The sequence below is a fragment of the Methylobacterium sp. 1030 genome (assembly GCF_040544715.1).
Lineage (GTDB): Bacteria > Pseudomonadota > Alphaproteobacteria > Rhizobiales > Beijerinckiaceae > Methylobacterium.
Genome location: NZ_JBEPKM010000016.1, coordinates 83693 through 108276, shown reverse-complemented (window position 1 = coordinate 108276; position 24584 = coordinate 83693). Strand labels below are relative to the sequence as shown.

Below are 24584 nucleotides of genomic sequence, written 5' to 3'. Positions count from 1 at the left end.
CAGGGTCGTCCTGGGCGGGAGCAAGCTTCGCGCCGCCGTTCCCCTCCCCCCTGTGGGGAGGGGTTAGGGGTGGAGGTGGTGCAGAAGGCACCGCCCGAGCCCCATCCTGCGCCACCCCCACCTCCGGCTCCTCCCCACAAGCTCGAGCGATCCCGGGCAAGCCCGGGGTCGCCAGGGGAGGAGAGCAAGTTGCGGTTCAGTACACGTCGGCCTGATACCGCCCGGCCTTCTTGAGCGCGGCGAGATAGGCCACCGCGTCCTCGGGGCTCTTGCCGCCGAACTGCGCCGCCACGTCGATGATCGCCCGCTCGACGTCCTTGGCCATGCGCTTGGCGTCGCCGCAGACGTAGAAATGCGCGCCGCCCTCGAGCCACTTCCACAGCTCGGCGCCGTTCTCGCGCATCCGGTCCTGGACGTAGGTCTTCTCCGTCCCGTCCCGCGACCAGGCCAGGGACAGGCGGGTGAGCACCTTGTCGTCCTTCAGGCTGTTCAGCTCGTCCTTGTAGAAGAAGTCCGAGGCCTGCCGCTGGTGGCCGTAGAACAGCCAGTTGCGGCCCGGCGCCCGCGTGGCGGCGCGCTCGCGCAGGAAGGCCCGGAACGGCGCGATGCCGGTGCCGGGGCCGCACATGATCACGTCCTTCGACAGGTCGGCCGGCAGGCCGAACCCGTGCGCCTTCTGGAGGTAGACCTTCACCCTGGTCTGCTCGGGCAGGCGCTCGCCCAGGTGCGTCGAGGCCACGCCCAGCCGCAGCCGCGAGCGGTGGTTGTAGCGCACCGCGTCCACGGTCAGCGACACGCGGCCGACATCCATCTTGGGCGAGGACGAGATCGAGTAGAGCCGCGGCTGCAGCTCGTCCAAGGCCTCCAGGAAGACCTCGGCGTCGGGCCGCGCGCCCGGGAACTTGTGCAGCGCGCCGAGCACGTCGAGATAGGCGGCGTCGCCGTCCGGATCCTCGCCGGAGGCGAGCGCCTGCGCCTTCTTGCGCGCTGCGCCCGAGGTGAGCAGCGACAGGAGCTGGTACAGATTGTCGGGCGCCGCGCCGAGCGCGTAGTTGATCAGCAGGTGCTCGCGCAGGGTCCTTTCCCCGATCACCCGCTCGGGCCGGGCGCCGAGTTCCGCGATCACGGCATCCACCAGTGCCGGGGCGTTGGCGGGGAACAGGCCCAGCGAGTCGCCGACCTCGTACTGGATCGGCGTGCCGTCGAGCCCGATCTCGATGTGCCACGTCTCCTTCTCGCCGCCCGGATCGTTGAGGCGTCGGCGGGACAGGAACAGCGCCTCGACCGGGTTCTCGCGGCAGTAGCCGAGCGGGCCGAGATCGGCCGCCGCCTTCGGGGCGTCGTCCTCCGCCTTCGGCGCCGCGGGGGCGCCCCCGGCGGCGCCGAACTCCTCGTCCAGCTTCTTGAGCATGCGCAGGGTCTCTTTGCCGCCGGGCTGGCAAAGGTTCAGGCGCGCCTCGTTCTTGAGGAAGATGGCGTTGGCGTAGTCGGCGCAGTTGTAGCCGCACTGGCCGCAATCCTGCTGGGCCATGGCGGCCATCAGCTTCTGCGGTTCGGGCCGGTCCTTGGCCATCGCCATCCGGTCGGCGATCGGCACGGACGGGTCGTGCCAGGGGGCGTCGTCGTTGTCGGCGAGTTTCGGCCCCGTGGCGGGGCCCTCGCCGGGCGCGAGCGCCGTCGCGCCCGCGACGGCGGGGCCGAGCAGGGCCGCGAAGTAGCCCGAGAGCCAGGCGCGCTGGTCCTCGTTGAAGGGCGCGGTCTCGGGGATCAGGACGAGGGGGGGCGAGACGTGCTGGGTCATGCGGCGGCCTTCAGGGCGGGCTGGTCCTCGGCGGCGTCGCGGAGCGCCTCCGCGCCGGTGCGGCTGGTGAAGGCCTGGAAGCTCTCCTCGGGGCCCTGGCGGAGGGCGAGGTAGGCGCGCAGCAGCGCCTCGACGCGGGCGGGCGCATCCTCGGCCTTCACGGCCTTCCAGATCTCGGTGCCGATCTTCGGGTTCTCGGCGAAACCGCCGCCGACCACGACGTCGTAGCCCTCGACGGTGTCGCCCTCCTCCGAGACGACGACCTTGGCGCCGATCAGCCCGATATCGCCGATGTAGTGCTGGGCGCAGCTGTGGTGGCAGCCGGTGAGGTGGACGTTCACCGGCACGTCGAGGTTCGGCAGGGCGGTCTCGACGTGGTCGGCGATGATCAGCGCGTGGCCCTTGGTGTCGGAGGCCGCGAACTTGCAGCCCTTCGCCCCCGTGCAGGCCACGAGACCGGAGCGGATGCCCGCCGCCTTGGTGGTGAGGCCGAGATCGAGCACCCGCTGCTCAACCTCGGCGACCTTCGCGTCCGGAACCCCGGAGAAGATGAAGTTCTGCCAGACGGTGAGGCGGATCTGGCCGTCGCCGCACTCGGCGGCGATCTTGGCGAGCGCCCGGACCTGATCGCTGGTCATCTTGCCGACCGGCAGGACCACGCCGATCCAGTTGAGGCCGGGCTGCTTCTGGGCGTGGACGCCGACATGGGCGAACCGGTCGGTGGCCTTCCGCGGCGCGACGTGCTCCGGGGCGACCCGGTCGAGCTTGCGGCCGAGCTTGTCCTCGACGGCCGCGAGGTACTTGTCGAAGCCCCAGGCGTCGAGGACGTACTTCATCCGGCTCTTGTTGCGGTTCGTCCGGTCGCCGTTCTCGATGAACACCCGGATGATCGCGTCGGCGACGGCGTTGCAGTCCTCCGGCTTCAGCACGATGCCGGTGTCGCGGGCGAGGTCCCGGTGGCCCGAGATGCCGCCGAGCACGAGGCGCATGTAGATGCCGGGCGGCACGGCGGCGCCGTCCAGCACTTCCACGGCCTGGAAGCCGATGTCGTTGGTCTCCTCGAGCGTCGGCATCACGCCGCTGCCGTCGAAGGCGACGTTGAACTTGCGCGGCAGGCCGTAGAGCGAGCGGTCGTTCAGGATCCAGTTGTGCCAGGACTTGGCGAGCGGGCGCGTGTCCAGAAGCTCCTGGACGTCGATGCCGGCGGTCGAGGAGCCGGTGACGTTGCGGATGTTGTCGGCGCCCGCCCCCCGGGCCGTGAGACCGATATCGGTGAGCCCGTCGAGGAAGGGCTGGGCGTGCTCGGGATCGATCTCCCGCACCTGCAGGTTCGCCCGGGTGGTCACGTGGACGTAGCCGCCGCCGTGCTGGTCGGCGAGGTCGGCGATGCCGGCGAACTGCCAGTGGTGCAGGATCCCGTTCGGGATCCGCAGCCGGCACATGTACGAGACCTGGTTCGGCGCCACCCAGAACATCCCGTGGTAGCGCCAGCGGAAATTGTCCTCGGGCTTCGGCTGCTTGCCGGCGGCGGCCTCCTGGATGAGGCGGTTGTGGCCGTCGAACGGGTTCTCGGCGCGCTTCCATTTCTCTTGGTCGCAGAGCTTGCCGCCGTCCTTGACGGTCCGGTCCTGCGCCTTGATGTGGATCGCGTCCGGGCCCGTCGGCTCGGCCGGCGGCGCGGCCGCCCCCGCCCCGCCCGCGGCGAGGCCGCCGGTCAGGCGGACGGCGGCGATGCCGGAGGCGAAGCCCTCGAGGTAGCGCTTCTGCTCGGCCTCGAACGCGCCCGCGGCGGTCTGGGTGGTGGTCTCGGACATCCGCGCCTCCTCAAGCAGCCAGGGGCTCGGGCGCGGGGCGCCCGAACATCAAGTCGTCCACGTTCTCGATCGGGTCGCCGGAGCGGATCAGCCCCTTGCAGGCGCCCTGCTCGGCGATGTCGCCGACGAACACCGCGCCGATCAGCCGGCCGCCGCGCACCAGCAGCTTGCGGTAGAGGCCGGCGCCGGGATCGGAGAGCACGATCGCCTCCGCGTCGTCGGGCGTGTCCACGATCCCGGCCGAGAAGACCGGCAGGCCCGAAACCTTCAGGCTCGTGGACAGGGCCGTGCCCCGGTACTCGGCCGGCTCGCCCGAGAGGTGGCGGGCGAGCGTGTCGGCGTGCTCGTAGGCGGGCTCGACCAAACCGTAGATCTGGCCGCGGTGCTCGGCGCACTCGCCCAGCGCGAAGATCCGCGGGTCCGAAGTGGTCATCCGGTCGTCGACCGTGATGCCCCGGCCGATCGCCAGCCCCGCTTCCTGCGCCAGCGCCACCGAGGGGCGCACGCCCACCGACATCACCACGAGGTCGGCCGGGAGCGCGGTGCCGTCCGCCAGCACGAGGCGCTCGACCCGGGACGCGCCCTCGATCCGGGCGGTGTCGGCCTTGAGGATGACGCGCACGCCCCGCGCCTCCATGGCGCGCTTCACCAGCCCGGCGGCGTGGTGATCGAGCTGGCGCTCCATCAGCCGGTCCATGACGTGGAGCAGCGTGGTCTCGACGCCGAGGCGCGCGAGCCCGACCGCCGCCTCGAGGCCCAGGAGGCCGCCGCCGATGACGATCGCCTTCGCGTGCTGCACGGCGGCACGGCGGATCGCCGCCACGTCGGCGAGGTCGCGGAAGGTGATGACGCCCGGAAGGTCCATGCCGGGCTTCGGCAGGCGGATCGGCAGGGAGCCGACCGCGAGGACCAGCCTGTCGAAGGGCAGGACGTGGGTCTCGCCCACGATGACGAGCCCGTTCTCCCGGTCGATCCGCGTCGCCGGCGCGCCGGTGATCAGGCGGATGCCGTGATCCGCGTACCAGTCGAGGCCCCGGAAGGCGCAGGCCGCCTCGTCGACCTCGCCGCCGAGCAGCGAGGAGAGCAGGACCCGGTTGTAGGCGGCCGTGGGCTCGGCCCCGATGCAGGTGATGTCGTAGCGGCCGGGCGCGGCCTCGGTCAGCCGCTCCAGGAAGCGCAGCGAGGCCATGCCGTTGCCGACGACGACCAGCCTCTCGCGCGGCGGGCCGTTCCCGGCGCCCGCGTCGTGTCCGCGTGTGTCCATGGGGGATGTCGCCATCGCTCGATCGCGTCTGGAACCTCGAGTGCAGGGTCGTTGGCGGACCGCCCACGAAAAAGCCGCTGCCGGTCGTCTCCCGGCAGGCTTCAGCCCCAGGGAGAACCGGATCAGCGGCCTCGCTGACGGCGCTGTCCGTCGCCGTTGACGGACGGGGGGAGGTTTGCAGGTTCCGTGCCAGACGCCGCGCGGTCCGCGAGCGCCGCGCGGACCCGCAGGATCGGTGGGGCGGCCGGGACGTTTCGGCCGTCGAGGCGGCGGCTTCGGCACTGCACAAAAACTGTGCGACCCGTCGCAAAAGCGATCACGGGCGGACCGGGCTTTCCGGCAGCGACAGGAAGGTCGGGAAATTTCCGGAGGCGCGTCGACGGGGGGCTACCGCGCGCACGCGATCGCCGCGTCGGCCCCGATGGGCTGACCGGCAACGCGCAGCTTCGGATTATGATGAACGTATTACGTCAGTTCTCGCGACTATAACGCCGCGAGTCGGACCGATTCTCGAGTTGTAGAATCGCAGGCGCGCAATGCCGGCGCCTGGAACGCGCCCGCATCGACGTCGCGGTCCGTTACAGGAGTGTCGACAGCATCGCCAGGAGCCCCAGCGTCGGCATCGCGCCGGCGGCCAGGACCCAGTACCAGGCGTGGTGCGATCCCGCCCGACGGTTGTCGTTGCAGGCGCGGGGCACGCGGCCGCCCCGCGTGACGTAGCGTCGAAGCTCGACCCGCCCGCGCGGATGCGAGATCAACGATCCAGTTTCGAGTTTGCGGCATCCGGGCATGGCTCAAGCACAACGGGCGAGCGTGCCCCGCGTTCCGCCGCTGTTCGCCGCGATTCCGCGCGCCGATGACGAACCGCGCGAAGTGTCGCCGTCGTCAGAGATCCGCCATCGCCGCCCGGTACAGATCCGCCCTGTAGACGGTCGCGATCGCCGCCGCGATGTCGAACTGCGCGGGCACCTGCTGCGACGCCCGCATCTGCTCCAGCAGCCACCGGGCCTGCGCGGCGCGCGGCTCCTCGACCGACGCGCCGAAGCGGATGCGCGTGCCGGGCTCGGCGGACAGGTCCGGATCGCCGAAGGCCCGGCCGACCAGGGCGGGATCGAGATCGAGATAGGTCCGGCGGGCGAGGCGATGGATCAGTTCGGTCCGGTTCTCCGGATCCGCGCACCAGCGTCCGGCCCGGGCGACCGCCCGCACCAGCGGCAGGATCGCGCCGTCGAGCCGCGCGGAGACGGCCAGCACCTTCTCGGGCGCGTTCGGCGCGAGGGCGCTGCCGTGGACCGCCACACGCCCGTGGCCGGCCGCGACCGCCACGTCGTTCCAGGGCGCGCCCGCGCAGAACCCGTCGACCAGGCCGCGCGCCAGCGCCTCCACGCAGTGCTGCGGCGGGACCACGACGGTGCGGAACGCCGCCGCGTCGAGGCCGCCGGCCTCGGCGAACAGCCGCACTTGGTAGCTGTGGCACGAGAAGGGATGCACCGTGCCGAGGGTCAGCGGGCTGCCGGCGCGGTGCCGGGCCTCCGCCACGCCCGCGAAGGCGCGGGCGACATCCGCCAGGGCCTCGCTGGCCGGGTCCATCGCGGCCCAGAGGGTGTTGGACAGCGTGACGGCGTTGCCGTCGGTGCTGAGCTGGAGCGGCACGATCAGGTCTGAGGGCGGCCCCGACAGGGCGAGCCGGCTCGCCAGCGCCAGCGGCGCCAGCATGTGCGCGCCGTCGAGATGGCCCAGCGCCAGCCGGTCGCGCAGCGTCGCCCACGAGGGCTCGGCGGTGAGGTCGAGGTCGAGCCCCTCGGCCCGGGCGAAGCCGAGTTCGTGGGCCGCGATCAGGGGCGCCGCGTCGCAGAGCGGAACGTAGCCGAGCTGGAGCCTCATCCGAGCAGGTCCGCGGTGGTGACGATCGCCCGGGCGATGTCGGCGATCTTGCGCTTCTCGTTCATGGCCTTGCGGCGCAGCTGCTTGTACGCCTCGTCCTCGGAGAGGCCCTTCATGGTCATCAGGATGCCCTTCGCCCGCTCGATCAGCTTGCGGTCGGCGAGTTCGCCCCGCGCCTCCGTCAGCTCGCGCTGGAGGCGCGCGAAGGCGTTGAAGCGCAGGATCGCGATGTCGAGGATCGACTTGATCCGTTCCGCCCGCAGCCCGTCCACCACGTAGGCGGAGATCCCGGCATCGACGGCGGCCTGCATCATGGTCGAGTCCGAGCGGTCGACGAACATCGCCACGGGCCGCTCGACCTGCCGGGAGACACCCGACATCTGCTCCAGGATGTCCCGGCTCGGGCTCTCCAGATGGATCACCACCACGTCGGGCTTGAGCGCGGCGACGCGCTCCATGAGGTCGGCGGTGTCGGGAATCACGACCACGCGCCCGATCCCGGCGGCGCGCAGGCCCTCTTCCAGGATGGCCGCGCGGGCGCGGCTCGGGTCGATCACGGCGACGGTGAGATTGGTTTCAGTCATCGTGGCCCGGTACGGGGCGGGTCTTCTTCTCGAGGCCGGCCCGGCGCGGGCCGCCGCGAGCTAAGCAAGGCCCGTGCCCGTGCTGGGCCCGCGGCGCCCGTTTCCGCGGAATCCCACCTTGCGGCACCAGTAACCGCTGCGCAAAGAAACGGTCCAGCTTCCGCCGCAATGCTGGCCGCACTGTACAGGCCTCGCGGCGGTCAAGGAGATCGGTGATTCGGATGCGCAGGCCAGATCAGCCCGCCCTGACGGCCGCCGCCCACGGCCGCGTGTCCATGCCCTTCCTGCCGACGCTGGCCGTCGTGGCAATCCTGGGCGTGGCCTCGCTCTACTGCCCGACCTCGAAGCCCGGACAGCCCGGCGCCCGGGTCGAAGCGGGCGTGTCCGCCGCTCCCGGACCCACGGATTTCGCGCCGATCGCCGCCGTCGCGGCGCCGGGCCGCCCGCCCGCCGTGATCGCGTTCGCCGAGCAGTACCCGCTCGACGCCGTGATCGCGCGGACGGGGTCCCTGCCCGCCCGTCCGGCCGTGGCCGCACGGGCGAACGCCCACGTCGCGGCCGCGGGCCGGCGCGCCTGCCCCGGCCGGCGCTGCCCCGAGACGCCCCGCAGCAACACCGATCCCATGGCGCCCGCCCGCGGGGCGGCCGATGAGGCCGAGGACGCCCTGCTCCCGTCGCAGGCCATGCCCTTCGCGGCCTCGGTGGTGGAGACCCTGGTTCCGGCCGCGCGGGCCGTCGGCGACGCGGCGAATCTCGTGCGCAGCAGCGCGAGGGCGGTCCAGGGCACGGTGGCCCTGGCGGTGGCCGACTGCCTGCGCTGACCGCGTCGGGCAGCGGGCACCCCGACCTCTGGATCTCGTGACCGGACGTCCTAGGTGCGTCGCAGCGGACGGCCCGGACTGCCGGCCGCGGACCGGGGCCGGGGCCGGATGGCTGCACGCATCGAGGATTACGCGCTCGTCGGGGATTGCCGGAGCGCGGCGCTGATCAGCCGTCAGGGCAGCGTCGACTGGTTGTGCTGGCCGCGCTTCGACGCGGCCGCCCTGTTCACCAGCCTCCTGGGAACCGAGGCGCACGGCTTCTGGAAGATCTTCCCCGAGGCCGAGCACGTCGAGACGCGCTGGTCCTACCGGCCGGGCAGCCTCGTGCTGGAAACCCGCCACACCACGCGGCAGGGCGAGGTCCTGGTCACGGATTTCATGCCGGTCGGCGACGGGTCCCATCTGGTGCGGCTCGTCGAGGGCGTGCACGGGCGCGTCGCCATGCGGATGGAGATGGCGGTCCGGTTCGATTACGGCTCGGCCGTGCCCTGGGTCTCCCGCTCGGAGCTGGGCGACCTGCGCGCCGTCTCGGGCCCTCACAAGGTCGTGCTGCGCACCGACGTCCATCTCAAGGGATCGGACGCGCAGACGACGGTGTCCGAGTTCACCGTCCATGCCGGTGACAAGCACCGGTTCGTCCTGAGCTACGGTCCCTCCCACGAGGAGGACCCGCCCCCGATCGAGCCGCGCAAGGTCCTCGAGGCCACCGACCAGCACTGGCGCGAATGGTCGTCGCGCTGCGCCGGCGGCACGGGCTGGGACCGGATGCTCCAGCGCTCCCTCCTGACCCTCAAGGCGCTGATCTACGAGCCCACCGGCGGCATCGTGGCGGCGCCCACGGCCTCCCTGCCGGAGGGGCTCGGCGGGATCCGGAACTGGGATTACCGGTTCTGCTGGCTGCGCGACTCGACCCTGACGCTGATCGCCCTGATGGACGGCGGCTACATCGACGAGGCGCGCGACTGGCTGGGCTGGCTGCTGCGGGCCGTGGCGGGCAATCCCGAGCAGGCGCACATCCTCTACGGCATCGCCGGCGAGCGGCTGCTGCCCGAGATCGAGCTGGACTGGCTGCCGGGCTACGAGAACTCGCGGCCCGTCCGCATCGGCAACGCCGCCGCCAGCCAGTTCCAGCTCGACGTCTACGGCGAGCTGTTCGACGCGCTCTACCAGGCCCATGCCCGCGGCCTGCCGGTGAGCAAGGACGGCCTGCGGGTCGGCCTCGCGATCCTGAACCACCTGGAGACCGCGTGGCGCGAGCCCGACGAGGGGATCTGGGAGGTGCGCGGCGGGCGTCGCCACTTCACGCACTCGAAGGTCATGGCCTGGGTGGCGTTCGACCGGGCGCTGCGCATGCACGAGATGCACGAGAACGGCGCCACGCAGGAGCAGGCCGAGCGCTGGCGCGCCGTCAAGGACGAGATCCACGCCGAAGTCTGCGAGAAGGGCTTCGATCCCGCTCTCAACAGCTTCGTCCAGTCCTACGGCGCGAAGGCCCTGGACGCGAGCCTCCTGCTCATCGCCCATACGGGCTTCCTCCCGCAGGACGATCCCCGGGTGGTCGGCACCGTGGAGGCGATCGGCAAGGGGCTGATGCGGGACGGCTTCATCCTCCGCTACGAGACCGAGGGCCAGACCACCGACGGGCTGACCGGCTCCGAGGGGGCTTTCCTGCCCTGCACCTTCTGGTACGTGGACAACCTCATCGGCCTGGGGCGGCGCGACGAGGCCGGGGCACTGATCGAGCGCCTGATCGGCATCTGCACCGATCTCGGCCTCGTCAGCGAGGAATACGACGTGCAAGCCAAGCGTCTTGTGGGTAACTTCCCTCAGGCGTTCACCCACGTCGCCCTCGTCAACACGCTCCTCAGCTATACGCGCGGCGAAGGGCCGGCGGATCGGCAGGGTGGTAAGGCCAACGGAGCTCCTCCCGCCGTCCTACGGCAGCGCGAAGCCGCGAAGCGGACCGCGCGAGGCGAACTGGAAGACGCGACATCATGAGCGGTGCTGACACTCCCGCCAAGGCGGCCCTCGCTGAGATCGATACGCTCAGCATCAACACGATCCGGACGCTCGCGATCGACGCGGTGCAGAAGGCCAATTCGGGCCATGCCGGCGCGCCCATGGCGCTGGCGCCGGTCGCCTACACGCTGTGGAACCGCTACCTGCGCTACGACCCGGCGCACCCGCACTGGCCGAACCGCGACCGGTTCGTGCTGTCCTGCGGCCACGCCTCGATGCTGCTCTACGGGCTGCTGCACCTCGCGGGCGTCGCCGAGAGCGACGGCGGCAATGCCCCGGCGGTGTCGCTGGAGGACATCAAGAAGTTCCGGCAGCTCGACAGCCGGACCCCGGGCCACCCGGAATACCACTTCACCACCGGCGTCGAGACCACCACGGGCCCGCTCGGCCAGGGCGTCGCCAACTCGGTCGGCATGGCCATGGGCAGCCGCTTCCTCGGCCAGCACCTGAACCGGCCGAACCTGCCGCTGTTCGACTACAACGTCTACGCCGTCTGCTCGGACGGCGACCTGATGGAGGGCGTCGCCTCCGAGGCCGCCTCGCTCGCCGGCCACCTGCGGCTCGCCAACCTCTGCTGGATCTACGACGACAACACCGTCACCATCGAGGGCCACACGGAGCTGGCCTTCGGCGAGGAGGTCGCGACCCGCTTCCTGGCCTACGGCTGGCAGGTGCTGCGCGTCGCCGACGCCAACGACGTGCACGCGCTGGCGGGCTCGATCGAGACCTTCCTGGCCACCAACGACCGCCCGACGCTCATCATCGTCAAGTCGGTGATCGGCTACGGCGCCCCGAAGAAGCAGGGCACCTCCAAGGCCCACTCGGACGCGCTCGGCGAGGACGAGGTGAAGGGCGCCAAGCGCGCCTACGGATGGCCGGAGGACGCGCAGTTCCTCGTGCCGGACGGCGTGCAGGAGAACTTCCGCAACGGCATCGGCAAGCGCGGCGCCGGCCTCTACGATTCGTGGCAGGGCCTGCTCGCCAAGGCGAAGGAGGCGGACGCCGCCCACGCCGAGGACCTGAACGCCTTCCTGGAAGGCCGCCTGCCGGAGGGCTGGGACAAGGACATCCCCGTCTTCGAGCCGGACGCCAAGGGCCTCGCCACCCGCGAATCCTCCGGCAAGGTGCTGAACGCCATCGCCCAGCACGTGCCGTTCCTGCTCGGCGGCTCGGCCGATCTGGCGCCGTCCAACAAGTCGAACCTGACCTTCGAGGGCGCGGGCTCGTTCGGCCCGTTCTCGCCGGGCGGCCGCAACCTGCATTTCGGCGTCCGCGAGCACGCCATGGGCTCGATCGTGAACGGGCTCGGCCTCTCCGGGCTGCGGGCCTACGGCGCGACCTTCCTGGTCTTCGCCGACTACATGCGCCCGCCGATCCGGCTCGCCTCGCTCATGGAGCTGCCGGTCTTCCACATCTTCACCCACGACTCGATCGGCGTGGGCGAGGACGGGCCGACCCACCAGCCGGTGGAGCAGCTCCTGTCGCTGCGCTGCATCCCGGGCCTCGTGACCCTGCGCCCGGCCGACGCCAACGAGGTCGCCGAGGCCTACCGGGTGATCTTCACGCTGAAGAACCAGCCGGCGGTTCTCGCCCTCTCGCGCCAGCCGCTGCCGACCCTCGACCGCGCGAAGTACGGGGCCGCCTCCGGCACCGCCAAGGGCGGCTACGTGCTGGCCGACAGCGAGGGTACGCCCGACGTGATCCTGCTCGCCTCGGGCTCCGAGGTGCAGCTCTGCGTCGGTGCCTACGAGGCCCTGAAGGCCGAGGGGGTGAAGGCCCGGGTCGTGTCGATGCCGTCCTGGGACCTGTTCGAGCGCCAGGACGAGGCCTACCGCGACTCGGTGCTGCCCCCCGCCGTCAAGGCCCGGGTGGCCGTCGAGCAGGGCAGCGTCATCGGCTGGGACCGCTACGCCGGTTCCGAGGGCGCGATCATCGGCATGCACACCTTCGGCGCCTCGGCGCCGATCAAGGATCTCCAGACCAAGTTCGGTTTTACCCCCGAGAAGGTCCTGGACGCCGCGAAGGCGCAGGTGGCCAAGCACAAGAAGTAGCCCGGGGGCCTGCTCTCCCGCCCGGTCCGGGCGGGAGGGTGCGTTCGGGCGAGAGTACGCGGTACGCGAGGCGAGGAACCGACATGAACGCGCTCAAGGCCCTGCACGACGAACAGGATCAAGCGGTCTGGCTCGACTTCGTGGCCCGCGGATTCATCGAGAAGGGCGAGCTGAAGCAGCTCGTGGAGCGCGACGGCCTGCGGGGCGTCACCTCCAACCCGTCGATCTTCGAGAAGGCGATCGGCCACTCGGACGAGTACGACGACAGCCTGAAGGCCGTGCAGGCGACCGGCGACAGCCGCGTCATCGACCTCTACGAGGGGCTCGCCATCGCCGACATCCAGGCGGCCGCCGACGTGCTCCGCCCGGTCTACGAGGCGAGCGACGGCGCCGACGGCTACGTCAGCCTGGAGGTCTCGCCCTACCTCGCCCTCGACACCGAGGCGACGCTGGCCGAGGCGCGCCGCCTGCACAAGGCGGTCTCCCGCGACAACCTGATGGTCAAGGTGCCGGCCACTCCGGAGGGGATCCCGGCGATCCGGCAGCTGACGAGCGAGGGCATCTCGATCAACGTCACCCTGCTGTTCTCGCAGGAGGCCTACGAGGCCGTGGCGCGCGCCTTCATCGACGGTCTCGACGCGCGCGCGAAGGCCGGCCACGACGTCTCGCGGATCGCCAGCGTGGCGAGCTTCTTCATCAGCCGCATCGACGTCCTGGTCGACAAGCTCCTCGACGAGAAGATCGCGCAGGCCAACGATCCGGACGAGAAGTTCGCCCTCGAGCAGCTGAAGGGCAAGGTGGCGATCGCCAACGCCAAGCTCGCCTACCAGCGCTACAAGACGATCTTCGCCGAATCCAAGTGGACCGCCCTGGCCGAGAAGGGCGCCAAGGCGCAGCGGCTGCTCTGGGCCTCCACGGGCGTGAAGAACAAGGCCTATTCCGACGTCCTCTACGTCGAGGAGCTGATCGGACCGAACACCGTCAACACGATGCCGCCGGCCACCATGGACGCGTTCCGCGACCACGGCGTGGTGCGGGCCACGATCGAGGAGGACGTGCCCGGCGCCGAGGCGGTGATGAACCGCCTCGCCCGGGCCGGGATCGACATCGAGGCGGTGGCCGAGCAGCTGGTGAAGGAGGGCGTGCAGCTCTTCATCGACGCCGCCGACAACCTGCTGGGCGCCGTCGCCGGCAAGCGCGTCGCGCTGCTGGGGCACCGTCTGGACGGGCAGAGCCTCGCCATGGACGACACCCTGGCGGCCGAGGCCAAGAAGGCCGTCGAATCCTGGCGCGCCAGCGGGTCGATCCGCCGGCTCTGGGCGGGCGACGCCGCGGTCTGGTCCGGCCACGACGAGGCGAACTGGCTCGGCTGGCTGCACATCGTCGAGGAAGAGCTCGAGAAGGCCGCCGACTACGCCGCCTTCTCCGACTGGGTGAAGGCGCAGGGCTTCACCGACGCGGTCGTGCTCGGCATGGGCGGGTCGAGCCTCGGCCCGGAGGTCCTGAGCCTGACCTACGGCCAGCGCGAGGGGTTCCCGAAGCTCCAGATCCTCGACTCGACCCACCCGGATCAGGTGCGCGCCCTGGAGGCGAGCATCGACCTGGCCAAGACGCTGTTCATCGTCGCGTCCAAGTCCGGCTCGACCCTGGAGCCGAACGTCTTCCGCGACTACTTCCTGGCCCGCGCCAAGGACGTGCTCGGCGAGAAGGCCGGCGACCACTTCGTGGCCGTGACCGATCCGGGCTCCGACATGGAGCGCGCCGCGAAGGCGGATGGGTTCAAAAAGATCTTCTACGGCGTGAAGCAGATCGGCGGGCGCTACTCGGTGCTCTCGGCCTTCGGCCTCGTGCCGGCCGCCGCCATGGGCCTCGACGTGAAGGCGCTCCTCGAGACCGCCCGCATCATGGTCCGCTCCTGCGGCCCGGCCGTGCCGCCGGCCGTGAACCCGGGCGTCCTGCTCGGCACGGCCATCGGCGCCGCGGCGCTCGCCGGGCGCGACAAGGTGACGATCGTCGCCTCCCCGGCGATCGCGAGCTTCGGCGCCTGGGCCGAGCAGCTGATCGCGGAATCGACCGGCAAGCAGGGCAAGGGCCTCGTGCCGGTGGACGGCGAGCCGGTCGGCGTCCCGGCCGTCTACGGCCACGACCGGTTCTTCGTCTACCTGCGCCTCGACGGCAACGCCGAGGCCGCGCAGGACGAGGCCCTGCGCGCCCTGGAGCGGGACGGCCACCCGATCGCCCGCATCACCCTCGACTCGATCGAGCAGCTGCCGCAGGAATTCTACCGCCTGGAGATGGCGACCGCGGTGGCCGGTGCAGTGATCGGGATCAACCCGTTCGACCAGCCCGACGTCGAGGCCAGCAAGGTCGAGACGAAGAAGCTGTTCGCCGAGGCCGAGGCGAAGGGCGCCCTCCCCGCCGAGACGCCGCTCTACGAGGACGACTGGGTCGCGCTCTACGCCGATCCGCGGAACGCCGACGCCCTCAAGCCGGCCGCCGAGGGGCTCGAGGCCGCGATGAAGGCGCAGATCGGCCGCCTGAAGGACGGCGATTACCTGGGGCTCCTGGCCTACGTCCCGCGCGACGCCGAGGCCGCCGCGATCCTGCAGGAGCCGCGGATCGCCGTGCGCGACGCCCGCAAAGTCGCGACCTGCCTGGAGTTCGGGCCGCGGTTCCTCCACTCGACCGGCCAGGCCTACAAGGGCGGCCCGGACACCGGCGTGTTCCTGCAGATCACTGCGGACGCTGCCGAGGACCTGCCGATCCCGGGCCGGAAGCTCGGGTTCAGCACCGTCGTCGCGGCGCAGGCGCGGGGCGACTTCGCCGTCCTCGCCGAGCGCGGCCGGCGGGCGCTGCGCGTCCACCTCAAGGGCGGCGACACGAAGGCCGGCCTCGTGCGGGTCGCGGCGGCGCTGAAGATGGCTGTCGTCTAGCCGTCCCGGACCGCCGGCGGGGGGCTTCCCGGCCCGCCGCCGGTCCGCCGCGGCGGATCGCCTGTGACGTCGGTGAAGCCGTAGGGGCCTGACCCTCGCCGCGCGGGGGCAATCGGTAAGGAAGGGCAGCAATGCAACTCGGCATGATCGGCCTCGGCCGGATGGGCGGCAACATCGTCCGGCGTCTCCTGCGCGACGGGCACACAGCCGTGGTGTTCGACCAGAATCCGGCGGCCGTCGCCGCCCTGGTCGAGGCCGGCGCGGTCGGCGCGTCGAGCCTGGAGGACCTGGTCTCGAAGCTCGAGGTGCCGCGCGCGGCCTGGGTGATGCTGCCGGCCGGGGCGATCACCGAGCAGACCGTCCAGGCGCTCTCGGGGCTGATGCAGGCGGACGACTGCGTCATCGACGGCGGCAACTCCTTCTACGGCGACGATGTCCGCCGCGGGGCCGCCCTGAAGGAGAAGGGCCTGCACTACGTGGATGTCGGCACTTCGGGCGGCGTCTGGGGCCTGGAGCGCGGCTACTGCATGATGATCGGCGGGGACAAGGAAGCCGTCGACCGCCTCGACCCGATCTTCAAGACCCTGGCGCCCGGCATCGGCGACATCCCGAAGACGCCGAACCGCGAGGGGCGCGACCCCCGCGCCGAGCAGGGCTACATTCACGCGGGCCCGACCGGCGCCGGCCACTTCGTCAAGATGGTCCATAACGGCATCGAGTACGGCCTGATGCAGGCCTACGCGGAGGGCTTCGACATCCTCCGCCACGCCAACGCGTCCGACCTGCCGGCCGAGCGCCGCTTCGATCTCAACATGGGCGACATCGCCGAGGTCTGGCGCCGCGGCAGCGTCGTCTCGTCCTGGCTGCTCGACCTGACCGCCCAGGCACTCGCGGGCGACGAGCAGCTCACCGACTTCTCCGGCTACGTCGAGGATTCGGGCGAGGGCCGCTGGACCATCAACGCCGCCGTCGAGGAGGGCGTCCCGGCGACGGTGCTCTCCGCCGCGCTCTACCGCCGCTTCCGCTCCCGCGAGCACGCGAGCTACGCCGACAAGCTGCTCTCGGCGATGCGCAAGGGCTTCGGCGGCCACCAGGAGCCGAAGGGCTGAGCGGGACGCCCGCAGGCCGACCTGTCCGACCCCCGAAGCCGCAGGGCCCGAACCCATGAGCCTTCCCGTCGGAACCCACGTCCTGAAGGATCCGGAGGCGGTTGCCCGCGAGGCGGCCGAGCGGATCATCGTGGCCTGCGGCGAGAGCCGGTCCGACCGGATCGCGCTCTGCCTCTCGGGCGGCTCGACGCCCAAGGTGCTGTACGGCCTGCTCGCCGGGCCGGACTACGCGGCCCGGGTGCCGTGGGAGCGGATCCACTGGTTCTTCGGCGATGACCGCGCCGTGCCGTGGGACGATCCGCGCAGCAATGTCCGGATGGTTCGGGAGGCCTTCGGGCACGGGTCCCGGATCCCGCCGACGCATCTCCACTTCATCCCCTCGGACGAGGGTCCGGAGGCGGGCGCCCGCGCCTACGAGCGGACGCTCCTCGACTTCTACGGGGCCGAGCGCCTCGATCCGGCCCGCCCGCTGTTCGACCTCGTGCTCCTCGGCCTCGGTGAGGACGGGCACACCGCCTCGCTGTTTCCCGGCAAGCCCGCCGTCGACGAGACCCGGCGGCTCGTCGTCGCCGTGCCCGAGGCCGGCCTGGAGCCGTTCGTTCCGCGGATCAGCCTGACGCTGCCGGCGCTCGCGTCCTCCCGGCACGTGCTGTTCCTCGTCACCGGGGCCGGCAAGCGGGCCCCGCTGGCCCGGCTGGCCGCCGGCGAGATGCTGCCCGCCGGGCGCGTGACGAGCGCGGGCGCCGTGGCGTGGCTGCTCGACGAGGCCGCGGCCGGCTGAACCCGCCGCGCCGGCGTCAGCCGCGCGGGAATGATCGGGCGCGCGCAACACCATTTCCTACTCGGGCGTCACCGGGCAATGGCATTGCCACGTCGCACGTGATGACGTTCGAGAACGCAACCCGTCATCGCCAGCCTCTGGGTATCCTTCGTGCAGCCTCGTGAAAGGGCACCGAAGGAGACCTGCCGATGCCGCAGACCACCACCCCGACCGACGTCGAGGCGATGCTGGCGAACCTCGCGCGCTCCGCGAGCCGCTCGCCGGAGGCCTATCTGGCCTCGGCCCGGGCGACCCTGGTGCGCCTGCTGGCCCAGCCGGATCTGCTCGACCCGTCGCGGCTGGTCGGCCGGGGGCCCGGCCTGAGCCGGAACCTCCTGTTCGGCACCGAGGCGATCAGCGTCTGGGCGATGGTCTGGGCGCCCGGCACGGTCACGCCGGTCCACGACCACCACTGCTCGTGCTGCTTCGGCCTGCTGCGCGGCAGCCTGCGGGAGACGTGGTACCGTCCGATCAGCGAGACCCACGCGGTGGCGACCATGGACGCCGTCCGCATGCCCGGCTTCGTCGCCTGCATGATGCCCACGGGGCCGAACCTGCACCGGATCGCCAATGACGGGCCGGAGGCGGCCGTCTCGATCCACGTCTACGGCTACGACCACCGGGCGCAGGACTCGTCGATCCACCGGACCTACGCGGTGGCGGCGGGCTGAGCCCCGCCGCGGCGCGGCCGCGTCACGCCACGTAGATCGTCGGGACGGCGGTCGTGTACTTCATCTCCTCCATGGCGATGGAGGAGGACAGGTTCGAGAAGTCGAGCTTGGCGATGAGGCGCTGGTAGACCGCGTCGTAGGCCTCGATATCGGGCACCACGATCCGCAGCAGGTAGTCGATCTCGCCGGTCAGGCGCCACGCCTCGACGATCTCCGGGAAGCCGGCGACCACCCGCCGGAACGCGTCCGACCAGTCTGCGGCGTGGCGCGGTGCCTTCACGGCCACGAACACCGTGGTGGGGACGTTGACCTTGCGGCGGTCCACCAGGGCGACCCGGCGGCGGATCACCCCGGACGCCTCCAGCTTCTTCACCCGCCGCCAGCACGGCGCCGCGCTGATGCCGACCTGCTCGGCGAGTTCGGCCACCGGGAGCGTCGCGTCCTGCTGGAGGAGATCGAGGATCTTCCGGTCCACGGCGTCCATGCGATCGATGCTCCCGTCGGCGCGTCCGGGCCGGACTACAGGGCGAAGTGCTTCGAGAGCTTGAGCCCCTGGGCCTGGTAGTTCGAGCCGGCCCCCGCCCCGTAGAGCGTCTCCGGCAGGTCGAGCATCCGCTCGTAGACGAGGCGGCCGACGATCTGCCCGTCCTCCAGAAGGAAGGGCACGTCGCGGGAGCGGACCTCCAGCACGGCCCGCGCGCCCGCCCCGCCGGCCCCGGCATAGCCGAAGCCCGGGTCGAAGAAGCCCGCGTAGTGGACGCGGAACTCGCCCACGAGGGGATCGAACGGCACCATCTCGGCGGCGTGGTCCGGCGGGACCTGCACCGCCTCCTTGGAGGCCAGGATGTAGAACTGGCCGGGATCGAGGATCAGGCTGCCCGATCCGTCGGCGGCGAGGGGTTCCCAGAAATCCGCCGCCCGGTGGCGGCCGGGGGCGTCGACGTCGACGAGGCCGGTGTGGCGCTTCGCCCGGTAGCCGACGAGGCCGTCGAAGCCGGCGAGGTCGACCGAGACCGCCACGCCGCCCTGGAAGGACGGGCTGCCGGCGTCGACCAGGGCCGAGCGGGCGTGCAGCAGGCCGAGCTCGGCCTCGGTCAGCCGCGGCGCCCCGCGGCGGAAGCGGATCTGCGACAGCCGCGAGCCGCTGCGCACGAGGACCGGGAAGGTGCGCGGCGAGATCTCCGCGTAGAGCGGCCCGTCGTAGCCGGGCTCGACCTGGTCGAAGGCCTCGCCCCGGTCGGTGATGACGCGGGTGAAGACGTCGATGCGCCCGGTCGAGCTCTTCGGGTTCGCGGCCGCCGCGAGATCGGCCGGCAGGGCGAGGCTCTCCTGAAGCTCCGCGATGTAGACGCAGCCCGTCTCCAGGACGGCGCCCGGGCGCAGGTCGACGGCGTGCAGCGACAGCCGGTCGACGCAGGCCTGGACCGTCCGTCCCGAGCCGGGCAGGAAGCTCGTCCGCACCCGGTAGGCCCTGGCGCCCAGGCGCAGGTCGAGGCTCGCGGGCTGGATCTGATCGGCCGCGAAGGGGCTCGCATTCCGGATGCCGCCCGCCCGCGCGAGGGCGGCGATCGCCTGGGCCGGCAGGATGCCGGATCGGCCGTCCGCGCTCGTCTCGGCGGCTCCCGTGGCTGCGCCCGCGTTCATCGCGCCCCTGACTCCCTCGCGCGCCCCGGCCGGTCCGCGTCACGCCGAGCAGCGTTGTCCGCCGGGACCCGCTAACGCGGGCTTAACCGCGTCCGGAGGCCTCGTGAGGCCGGCGCCGCGACCGGCGGCCCGCCGCGCCGCGCGAGGTAGTCCGCCGCAATTGACGGCGATTCCGCCGCCCACTACCACCGGCCGGGAAGCGCGTTCCATTCGGCTTCCGCGAGTCGTACCGTCCGAAGAAGGGCCAAATAGGGCGATGTACAAGGCCGAGACGCGGGGAATAAGTGTGACGGTCCAGTCTCGTTTCGTCGAGGAGGAGTCCTCGCCGACCGAGAGCCGGTACTTCTTCGCCTACACGGTCGAGATCGTGAACAACGGCAGCGAGCAGGTCCAGCTGCGCTCGCGCCACTGGCGGATCATCGACGGCCACGGGGCCTGCCAGGAAGTGCGCGGCACCGGTGTGGTCGGCAAGCAGCCGGTGCTGGAGCCGGGCGAGTCCTTCTGCTACACCAGCGGCTGTCCGCTCAACACGCCCGACGGGTTGATGGCCGGCAGCTACACCATGGCGACGGTGGCCGGCGAGAGCTTCGAGGCCGAGATCCCCGCCTTCTCCCTCGACAGCCCGCACGTCCGCCGCAGCCTGCACTGAGGTCCCGGCCCGGGGCCTCGCCCCGGAGGAATCCATGTCCGCGACCGGCGAGCGGCTGAGCCCGCTCGACATGCTCGCCCGCCTCGTGTCCTTCGACACGGAGAGCGACAAGTCCAACCTCGCCCTGATCGACGCCGTCTGCGCCTATCTCGACGGCTGGGACGTCCCGTACCTGCGCCTCCCGAACGCGGCGGGCGACAAGGCCGCCATCCTCGCCACGGTCGGCCCGATGGTCGACGGCGGCACCATCCTGTCCGGCCACACCGACGTGGTGCCGGTGGCGGGCCAAGCCTGGACCGGCGACCCGTTCACCCTGCGCGTCGCCGACGGCCGGGCCTACGGACGGGGCGCGGTCGACATGAAGGGCTTCGACGCGCTGGCCCTGGCGCTCGTGCCCGACATGCTCGCCGCCGGTCTGAAGCGGCCGATCCACATCCTGCTCTCCTACGACGAGGAGACGACCTGCCTCGGCTCGATGGATGGGATCGCGCGGTTCGGCGACGGCCTGCCCCGACCGGCCGCGGTGATCGTCGGCGAGCCCACCGGCATGGAGGTGGCGGACGCCCACAAGAGCATCGTCACCTGCCTCACCACGGTCCACGGCCACGAGGCCCATTCCGCCCGCCCCGCCCTCGGCGCGAACGCCGTATCGGCCGCCTGCGACCTCGTCGCCGGCCTCAACCGGATCGCCGACCTGATGATCGAGCGCGGCGACCCGTCCGGGCGGTTCGACCCGGCCTCGACCACGGTCCATGTCGGGACGATCCAGGGCGGCACCGCCCGCAACATCCTCGCCAAGGAGTGCCGCTTCCTCTGGGAGTATCGCGGCCTGCCGGATCTCGACCCGGCCGAGATCCCGCGGCTCTTCGCGGCCGAGGTCGAGCGGGTCACCCGCGAGCGCCTCAACCGCTACGGCGCGTTCGGGCGGATCGAGACGCTGGAGGAGGTCGACATCCCCGGCCTCGCCCCGGAGCCGGGCTCGGCGGCCGAGCGCCTCTGCCTGCGCCTCGCCGGACGCAACCACACCGTCGCGGTCCCCTACGCCACCGAGGCCGGGCGCTTCCAGGCGGCCGGTCTCCCGACGGTGGTCTGCGGCCCCGGCGACATCGCCCAGGCGCACCAGCCCGACGAGTTCATCACCCTGGATGCCCTGGGCCAGGGTGAGCACTTCCTGCGCGAGCTGATCGAGGCCAGTGCGTCATGAATGCGGCGACCGGTATCACCATCAAGCTGCGTCCGCTGGAGCGGGAGGACCTGCGCTTCGTCCACCAGCTCAACAACAACGACAGCATCATGCGCTACTGGTTCGAGGAGGCCTACGAGTCCTTCGCCGAACTGCAGCAGCTCTACGAGCGCAACATCCACAACCAGACCGAGCGGCGCTTCATCGTGGCCGATCCGAGCGGGGAGCCGGCCGGGCTGATCGAGCTCGTCGAGATCAACCACCTGCACCGGCGCTGCGAGTTCCAGATCGCGATCCACCCGAGCTTCCAGGGCCGCGGCTACGCGTGGCAGGCCACCCGGATCGCCATGGATTACGCGTTCAGCGTGCTCAACATCCACAAGCTCTACCTGCACGTCGACCGGGACAACGCCCGGGCCGTGCGGATCTACGAGCGCTGCGGCTTCCACCCCGAGGGCGTGCTGAAGGACGAGTTCTTCGTGAACGGGCGCTACCGCGACGCCGTGCGGATGTGCCTGTTCCAGCCGGACTACCTGAGGGCCCGCGGCGGAGGCGGCGACATCGCCGAGCCCGTCCTGAAGGTCTGAACCGGGTCTCGTCCGCCGCCGACGGGCGACGGACGAGCTTGAAACGACGCGGGGGCGGAGCCCGTCGGCCCCGCCCCCGCGCTCACGCCGCTCAGTTGCGGCCGGCACCGCCCGTCTGGCCGCCGGCCCGGCCGGCACCTTGGGCGCCGCCCATGGCGCCGTTGCCGCCCGCGCTGCCGCCGCTCATGCCGCCGCGCTCCGCGCCGCCCGTCCGGCCGCCCTCGGCGCCGGACTTCATTCCGCCCTGCTGGCCGCCGCGATCGGACGCGTTGCGGATGCCGTCCTGCTGACCGCCGCGCATGTCGCTGTTGCGCATACCGTCGTTCTTGCCTTCCTGCTGACGGGAGGCCTTGTCCATCCCCCGATCCTGGCCGCGGTCGTTCCGGTCCATCCGGCCTTCGTTGCGGCCCTCGTTCCGCGACGCGTTGCGGATGCCGTCGCGCTCGCCGCGGTTGTCGAAGCGCGCGCCGGCGCGCTGCTCGGAGCGGAAGCTCGCGCTGACCGCACCGCCGCCGCTCAGGCGCCGGTACTCGGCGGAGCCGTAGCGCACCCGCTGGCCGCGGATCGTCACGAAGCGGTCCTCCTGGACGGAGACGAGGCGGCGGTACTCGGGGGAGCCGTACACCACGCGCTGGCCGCGGATGACGACGTAGCGCTCGCGCGGGCCGGTCTCGCGGACGCTGACCAAGCGGCGGTACTCGGGCGAACCGTAGAGCACGCGCTGGCCGCGGATCACGACGTAACGCGCGCGCGGGCCGCGATTCTCGGTGACGATCAGGCGGCGATACTCCGGCGAGCCGTACACGACCCGGCGGCCGCCGATGAACACGTAGCGGCCCTCGCGGCGGAAGCCGCCCTCGACCCGCTCGGACCGGACATCCGTCCGGCTCACGTCGGTCCGGCCCCGGAAATCGGCGCGGTCGGCGCGGCGGTCACCGCGACGGTCACCGCGATCGGCACGCGCGCCGTCGCGATCCCCGCGCTCGTCGCGGTCGGCGCGATCACCGCGGCGGTCGCCCCGCTCGGTGCCGGCCCGGTCCTTGTCCTGAGCCATGCGATCCTGACCCGTGCGGCCCTCGCCGCCGGCCTCGCGGCCCTGCGCGGACCGGCCTGCCTCGGCACCGGAGCGCTCGGACGCCGCCTGGCGGCCGCCCTTCATGTCACCCTGCATGCCACCCTGGGCGCCGCCCTGCATGCCGCCGCGCTCGCCGCCGCCGGCCTTCATGCCGGACTCGGCGTTACCCTGACCGCCGCGACCGCCCATCCCGGCGCCGCGATCGGTGCCACCCTGCTGGGCGTAGGCCGAGGTGCTGATCAGCAGCGCGGCCAATCCGATCGATAATTTCCGCATGGCGTACCCTCCAATGTTGAATCTGCGACGCAACGTCAAAGGTCGCGAAACGGTTCAGCCTGGAGGGATCAAAAATTTACGCAACGAATACCGATCTTCGTGCGTTTCGCGCGGAAAAGCTTGGCCGTAGACGCGGGCATGCTGGTCCGCAGGCCCGCTGTCCTGCGCTCTACTGGCCGGGCTGTCCGGCGATCTCGGCCTCGACCTCCTGGGGATCGAGGTCGTAGCGCCGGGAGCAGAACTCGCAGGTGATGACGATGCGCCCGTCATCCGCCACCATCTCGTGCCGCTCCTGCGGCGTGAACGAGCGGATCATGCCCATCACCCGCTCCCGCGAGCAGCGGCAGGTCTCCTGAACCGGCTGGCGGTCGAACACCCGCACCCCGCTCTCGTGGAACAGCCGGTAGAGCAGCCGCTCGCTCGACACGTTCGGGTCGACCAGCTCGTGATCCTCGATGGTCGCGACCAGCGAGCGGGCCTCGACCCAGGCATCGTCCTCCGGCGCGTCCCCCGAGAGGTGCGCGTGGCCCTCCGGGATATCGCCCGGGGGCAGGTCGGCGAGGCGCGCCCGGTCGACCGACTGGGGCAGGAACTGCACGAGCAGCCCTCCGGCCCGCCAGCGCCCGGCCCCCTCCTCCACGGCCTCGGCCACGGCGAGGCGCACCTGCGTCGGGATCTGCTCCGACTGGCGGAAATACTGGTGCGCGGCCTCCTCCAGGCTCTGGCCCTCGAGGGCGACGACGCCCTGGTAGCGGCTCGCGGCGGTGCCCTGGTCGATGGTCATGGCGAGATGCCCGGTGCCGATCAGCTCGGCATCCTTGAGCGGGCCGGTCCCGAGGGCCGCGACCCGCTCCGGCTCGAACCGCGCGGTGGCGCGCAGCCGGTCCGGGGCCTCGAAATCGACCACGATCATCGCGACCGGACCGTCGGTCTTGGTCTGGAGCTGGAACCGGCCCTCGAACTTGAGGGAGGAGCCGAGCAGCACTGTCAGCGCCGCGGCCTCGCCGAGGAGGCGCGCCACCGGGTCCGGGTAGCCGTGGCGGCGCAGGATCGTGTCGACGGCCGGGCCGAGCCGGACGACGCGGCCGCGGACGTCCAGCGCCTCGACGGCGAAGGGCAGGACGGCGTCGTCCGCGCCGGCATGGCCGTTGCCGGCATTCTGGGGCTGGGATGGCGACTGGGGGTGCGACTGCGTTCCTGAGGTCATGCCCTCTCCGATCGATGCGTCCGGCGGCGCGTGCCGGCAAAGCGGGGATCCGTCCTCCCGGGGGCCGGGCGGCGTGAGGCGATGACCTTGGCGGAGCGATCGGATCCCTCACCCCGTCCAGCCCGGAGCGGGAGCGGCGGCGCAGCGCGCTCCGTTCGTCGCCGGGATGCCGCCTTCCGGCGGCCGTGATGG

20 protein-coding genes are annotated in these 24584 nt (G+C 71.8%); 10 read left to right on the top strand and 10 right to left on the bottom strand.

Annotated elements, in window-relative coordinates; translation table 11 throughout:
* Window positions 1-196: 196 nt before the first annotated feature.
* The 6 genes from ABIC30_RS22650 to ABIC30_RS22625 form a co-directional block, all read right to left on the bottom strand.
* Window positions 197-1801, bottom strand: coding sequence for a sulfite reductase subunit alpha (locus ABIC30_RS22650; RefSeq protein WP_056533955.1), 1605 nt, complete (start codon window positions 1799-1801; stop codon window positions 197-199).
* Window positions 1798-3615, bottom strand: a complete 1818-nt coding sequence (locus ABIC30_RS22645) for a NirA family protein (RefSeq protein WP_354456109.1) — start codon at window positions 3613-3615, stop codon at window positions 1798-1800. The genes ABIC30_RS22650 and ABIC30_RS22645 overlap by 4 nt, the downstream gene beginning before the upstream one ends.
* A 10-nt stretch (window positions 3616-3625) precedes the next feature.
* A complete protein-coding gene (locus ABIC30_RS22640) occupies window positions 3626-4879 on the bottom strand; it encodes an NAD(P)/FAD-dependent oxidoreductase (RefSeq protein ID WP_020094182.1) in 1254 nt (417 codons plus the stop codon).
* 578 nt (window positions 4880-5457) lie between these two features.
* Complete coding sequence (locus tag ABIC30_RS22635; RefSeq protein WP_020094181.1) at window positions 5458-5637, bottom strand: hypothetical protein; 180 nt, start codon at window positions 5635-5637, stop codon at window positions 5458-5460.
* Between the two features lie 127 nt (window positions 5638-5764).
* A complete protein-coding gene (locus tag ABIC30_RS22630; protein WP_020094180.1) occupies window positions 5765-6763 on the bottom strand; it encodes a CmpA/NrtA family ABC transporter substrate-binding protein in 999 nt (332 codons plus the stop codon).
* Window positions 6760-7347: an ANTAR domain-containing response regulator gene (locus tag ABIC30_RS22625; RefSeq protein WP_026605088.1), complete on the bottom strand. Its 588-nt coding sequence runs from the start codon at window positions 7345-7347 to the stop codon at window positions 6760-6762. Before ABIC30_RS22625 ends, ABIC30_RS22630 begins: the two co-directional genes overlap by 4 nt.
* A 221-nt stretch (window positions 7348-7568) precedes the next feature.
* Here ABIC30_RS22625 and ABIC30_RS22620 point away from each other — a divergent pair, with 221 nt between their 5' ends.
* From ABIC30_RS22620 to ABIC30_RS22590, 7 genes are all read left to right on the top strand, one after another.
* Entirely contained in the window at window positions 7569-8168 is a 600-nt protein-coding gene (locus tag ABIC30_RS22620; protein WP_020094177.1) for a hypothetical protein, read from the top strand.
* Between the two features lie 108 nt (window positions 8169-8276).
* A complete protein-coding gene (locus ABIC30_RS22615) occupies window positions 8277-10166 on the top strand; it encodes a glycoside hydrolase family 15 protein (protein ID WP_020094176.1) in 1890 nt (629 codons plus the stop codon).
* On the top strand, window positions 10163-12238 hold the full coding sequence (tkt, locus tag ABIC30_RS22610; protein ID WP_020094175.1) for a transketolase: 2076 nt from the start codon (window positions 10163-10165) through the stop codon (window positions 12236-12238). The genes ABIC30_RS22615 and tkt overlap by 4 nt, the downstream gene beginning before the upstream one ends.
* 83 nt (window positions 12239-12321) lie before the next feature.
* Entirely contained in the window at window positions 12322-15171 is a 2850-nt protein-coding gene (locus tag ABIC30_RS22605; RefSeq protein WP_354456108.1) for a bifunctional transaldolase/phosoglucose isomerase, read from the top strand.
* 131 nt (window positions 15172-15302) lie between these two features.
* Window positions 15303-16280 carry a phosphogluconate dehydrogenase (NAD(+)-dependent, decarboxylating) gene (gene gnd, locus ABIC30_RS22600; protein ID WP_091681135.1) on the top strand — a complete coding sequence of 326 codons (978 nt, stop codon included), beginning with the start codon at window positions 15303-15305 and terminating at the stop codon, window positions 16278-16280.
* A 55-nt stretch (window positions 16281-16335) separates the two neighbouring features.
* Complete coding sequence (gene pgl / locus ABIC30_RS22595) at window positions 16336-17061, top strand: 6-phosphogluconolactonase (protein ID WP_354456107.1); 726 nt, start codon at window positions 16336-16338, stop codon at window positions 17059-17061.
* A gap of 188 nt (window positions 17062-17249) precedes the next feature.
* Window positions 17250-17771, top strand: a complete 522-nt coding sequence (locus ABIC30_RS22590; protein WP_020094171.1) for a cysteine dioxygenase — start codon at window positions 17250-17252, stop codon at window positions 17769-17771.
* Between the two features lie 22 nt (window positions 17772-17793).
* On the opposite strand, the gene ABIC30_RS22585 is transcribed toward ABIC30_RS22590, so the two are convergent.
* Both ABIC30_RS22585 and ABIC30_RS22580 read right to left on the bottom strand, forming a co-directional pair.
* The gene (locus ABIC30_RS22585; RefSeq protein ID WP_012319278.1) at window positions 17794-18255 is read right to left on the bottom strand and encodes an Lrp/AsnC family transcriptional regulator; all 462 of its coding nucleotides are present in this window, start codon (window positions 18253-18255) and stop codon (window positions 17794-17796) included.
* Window positions 18256-18290: 35 nt separating this feature from the next.
* Entirely contained in the window at window positions 18291-19415 is a 1125-nt protein-coding gene (locus ABIC30_RS22580) for a 2'-deoxycytidine 5'-triphosphate deaminase (RefSeq protein WP_020094170.1), read from the bottom strand.
* 256 nt (window positions 19416-19671) lie between these two features.
* On the opposite strand from ABIC30_RS22580, the gene apaG reads away from it, so the two are divergent.
* From apaG to speG, 3 genes are read left to right on the top strand one after another with little or no spacing between them, the layout of a single operon-like run.
* The gene (gene apaG, locus ABIC30_RS22575) at window positions 19672-20064 is read left to right on the top strand and encodes a Co2+/Mg2+ efflux facilitator ApaG/CorD (RefSeq protein WP_012319280.1); all 393 of its coding nucleotides are present in this window, start codon (window positions 19672-19674) and stop codon (window positions 20062-20064) included.
* A gap of 34 nt (window positions 20065-20098) precedes the next feature.
* On the top strand, window positions 20099-21268 hold the full coding sequence (gene argE, locus ABIC30_RS22570) for an acetylornithine deacetylase (RefSeq protein WP_020094168.1): 1170 nt from the start codon (window positions 20099-20101) through the stop codon (window positions 21266-21268).
* Complete coding sequence (gene speG, locus ABIC30_RS22565) at window positions 21265-21834, top strand: spermidine N1-acetyltransferase (RefSeq protein ID WP_020094167.1); 570 nt, start codon at window positions 21265-21267, stop codon at window positions 21832-21834. The genes argE and speG overlap by 4 nt, the downstream gene beginning before the upstream one ends.
* Window positions 21835-21925: 91 nt before the next feature.
* On the opposite strand, the gene ABIC30_RS22560 is transcribed toward speG, so the two are convergent.
* Together ABIC30_RS22560 and ABIC30_RS22555 are read right to left on the bottom strand one after the other, a co-directional pair.
* Window positions 21926-23185, bottom strand: coding sequence for a hypothetical protein (locus tag ABIC30_RS22560; RefSeq protein WP_354456106.1), 1260 nt, complete (start codon window positions 23183-23185; stop codon window positions 21926-21928).
* A 169-nt stretch (window positions 23186-23354) separates the two neighbouring features.
* Window positions 23355-24392, bottom strand: a complete 1038-nt coding sequence (locus ABIC30_RS22555; protein ID WP_100252409.1) for an Hsp33 family molecular chaperone — start codon at window positions 24390-24392, stop codon at window positions 23355-23357.
* Window positions 24393-24584 lie beyond the last annotated feature (192 nt).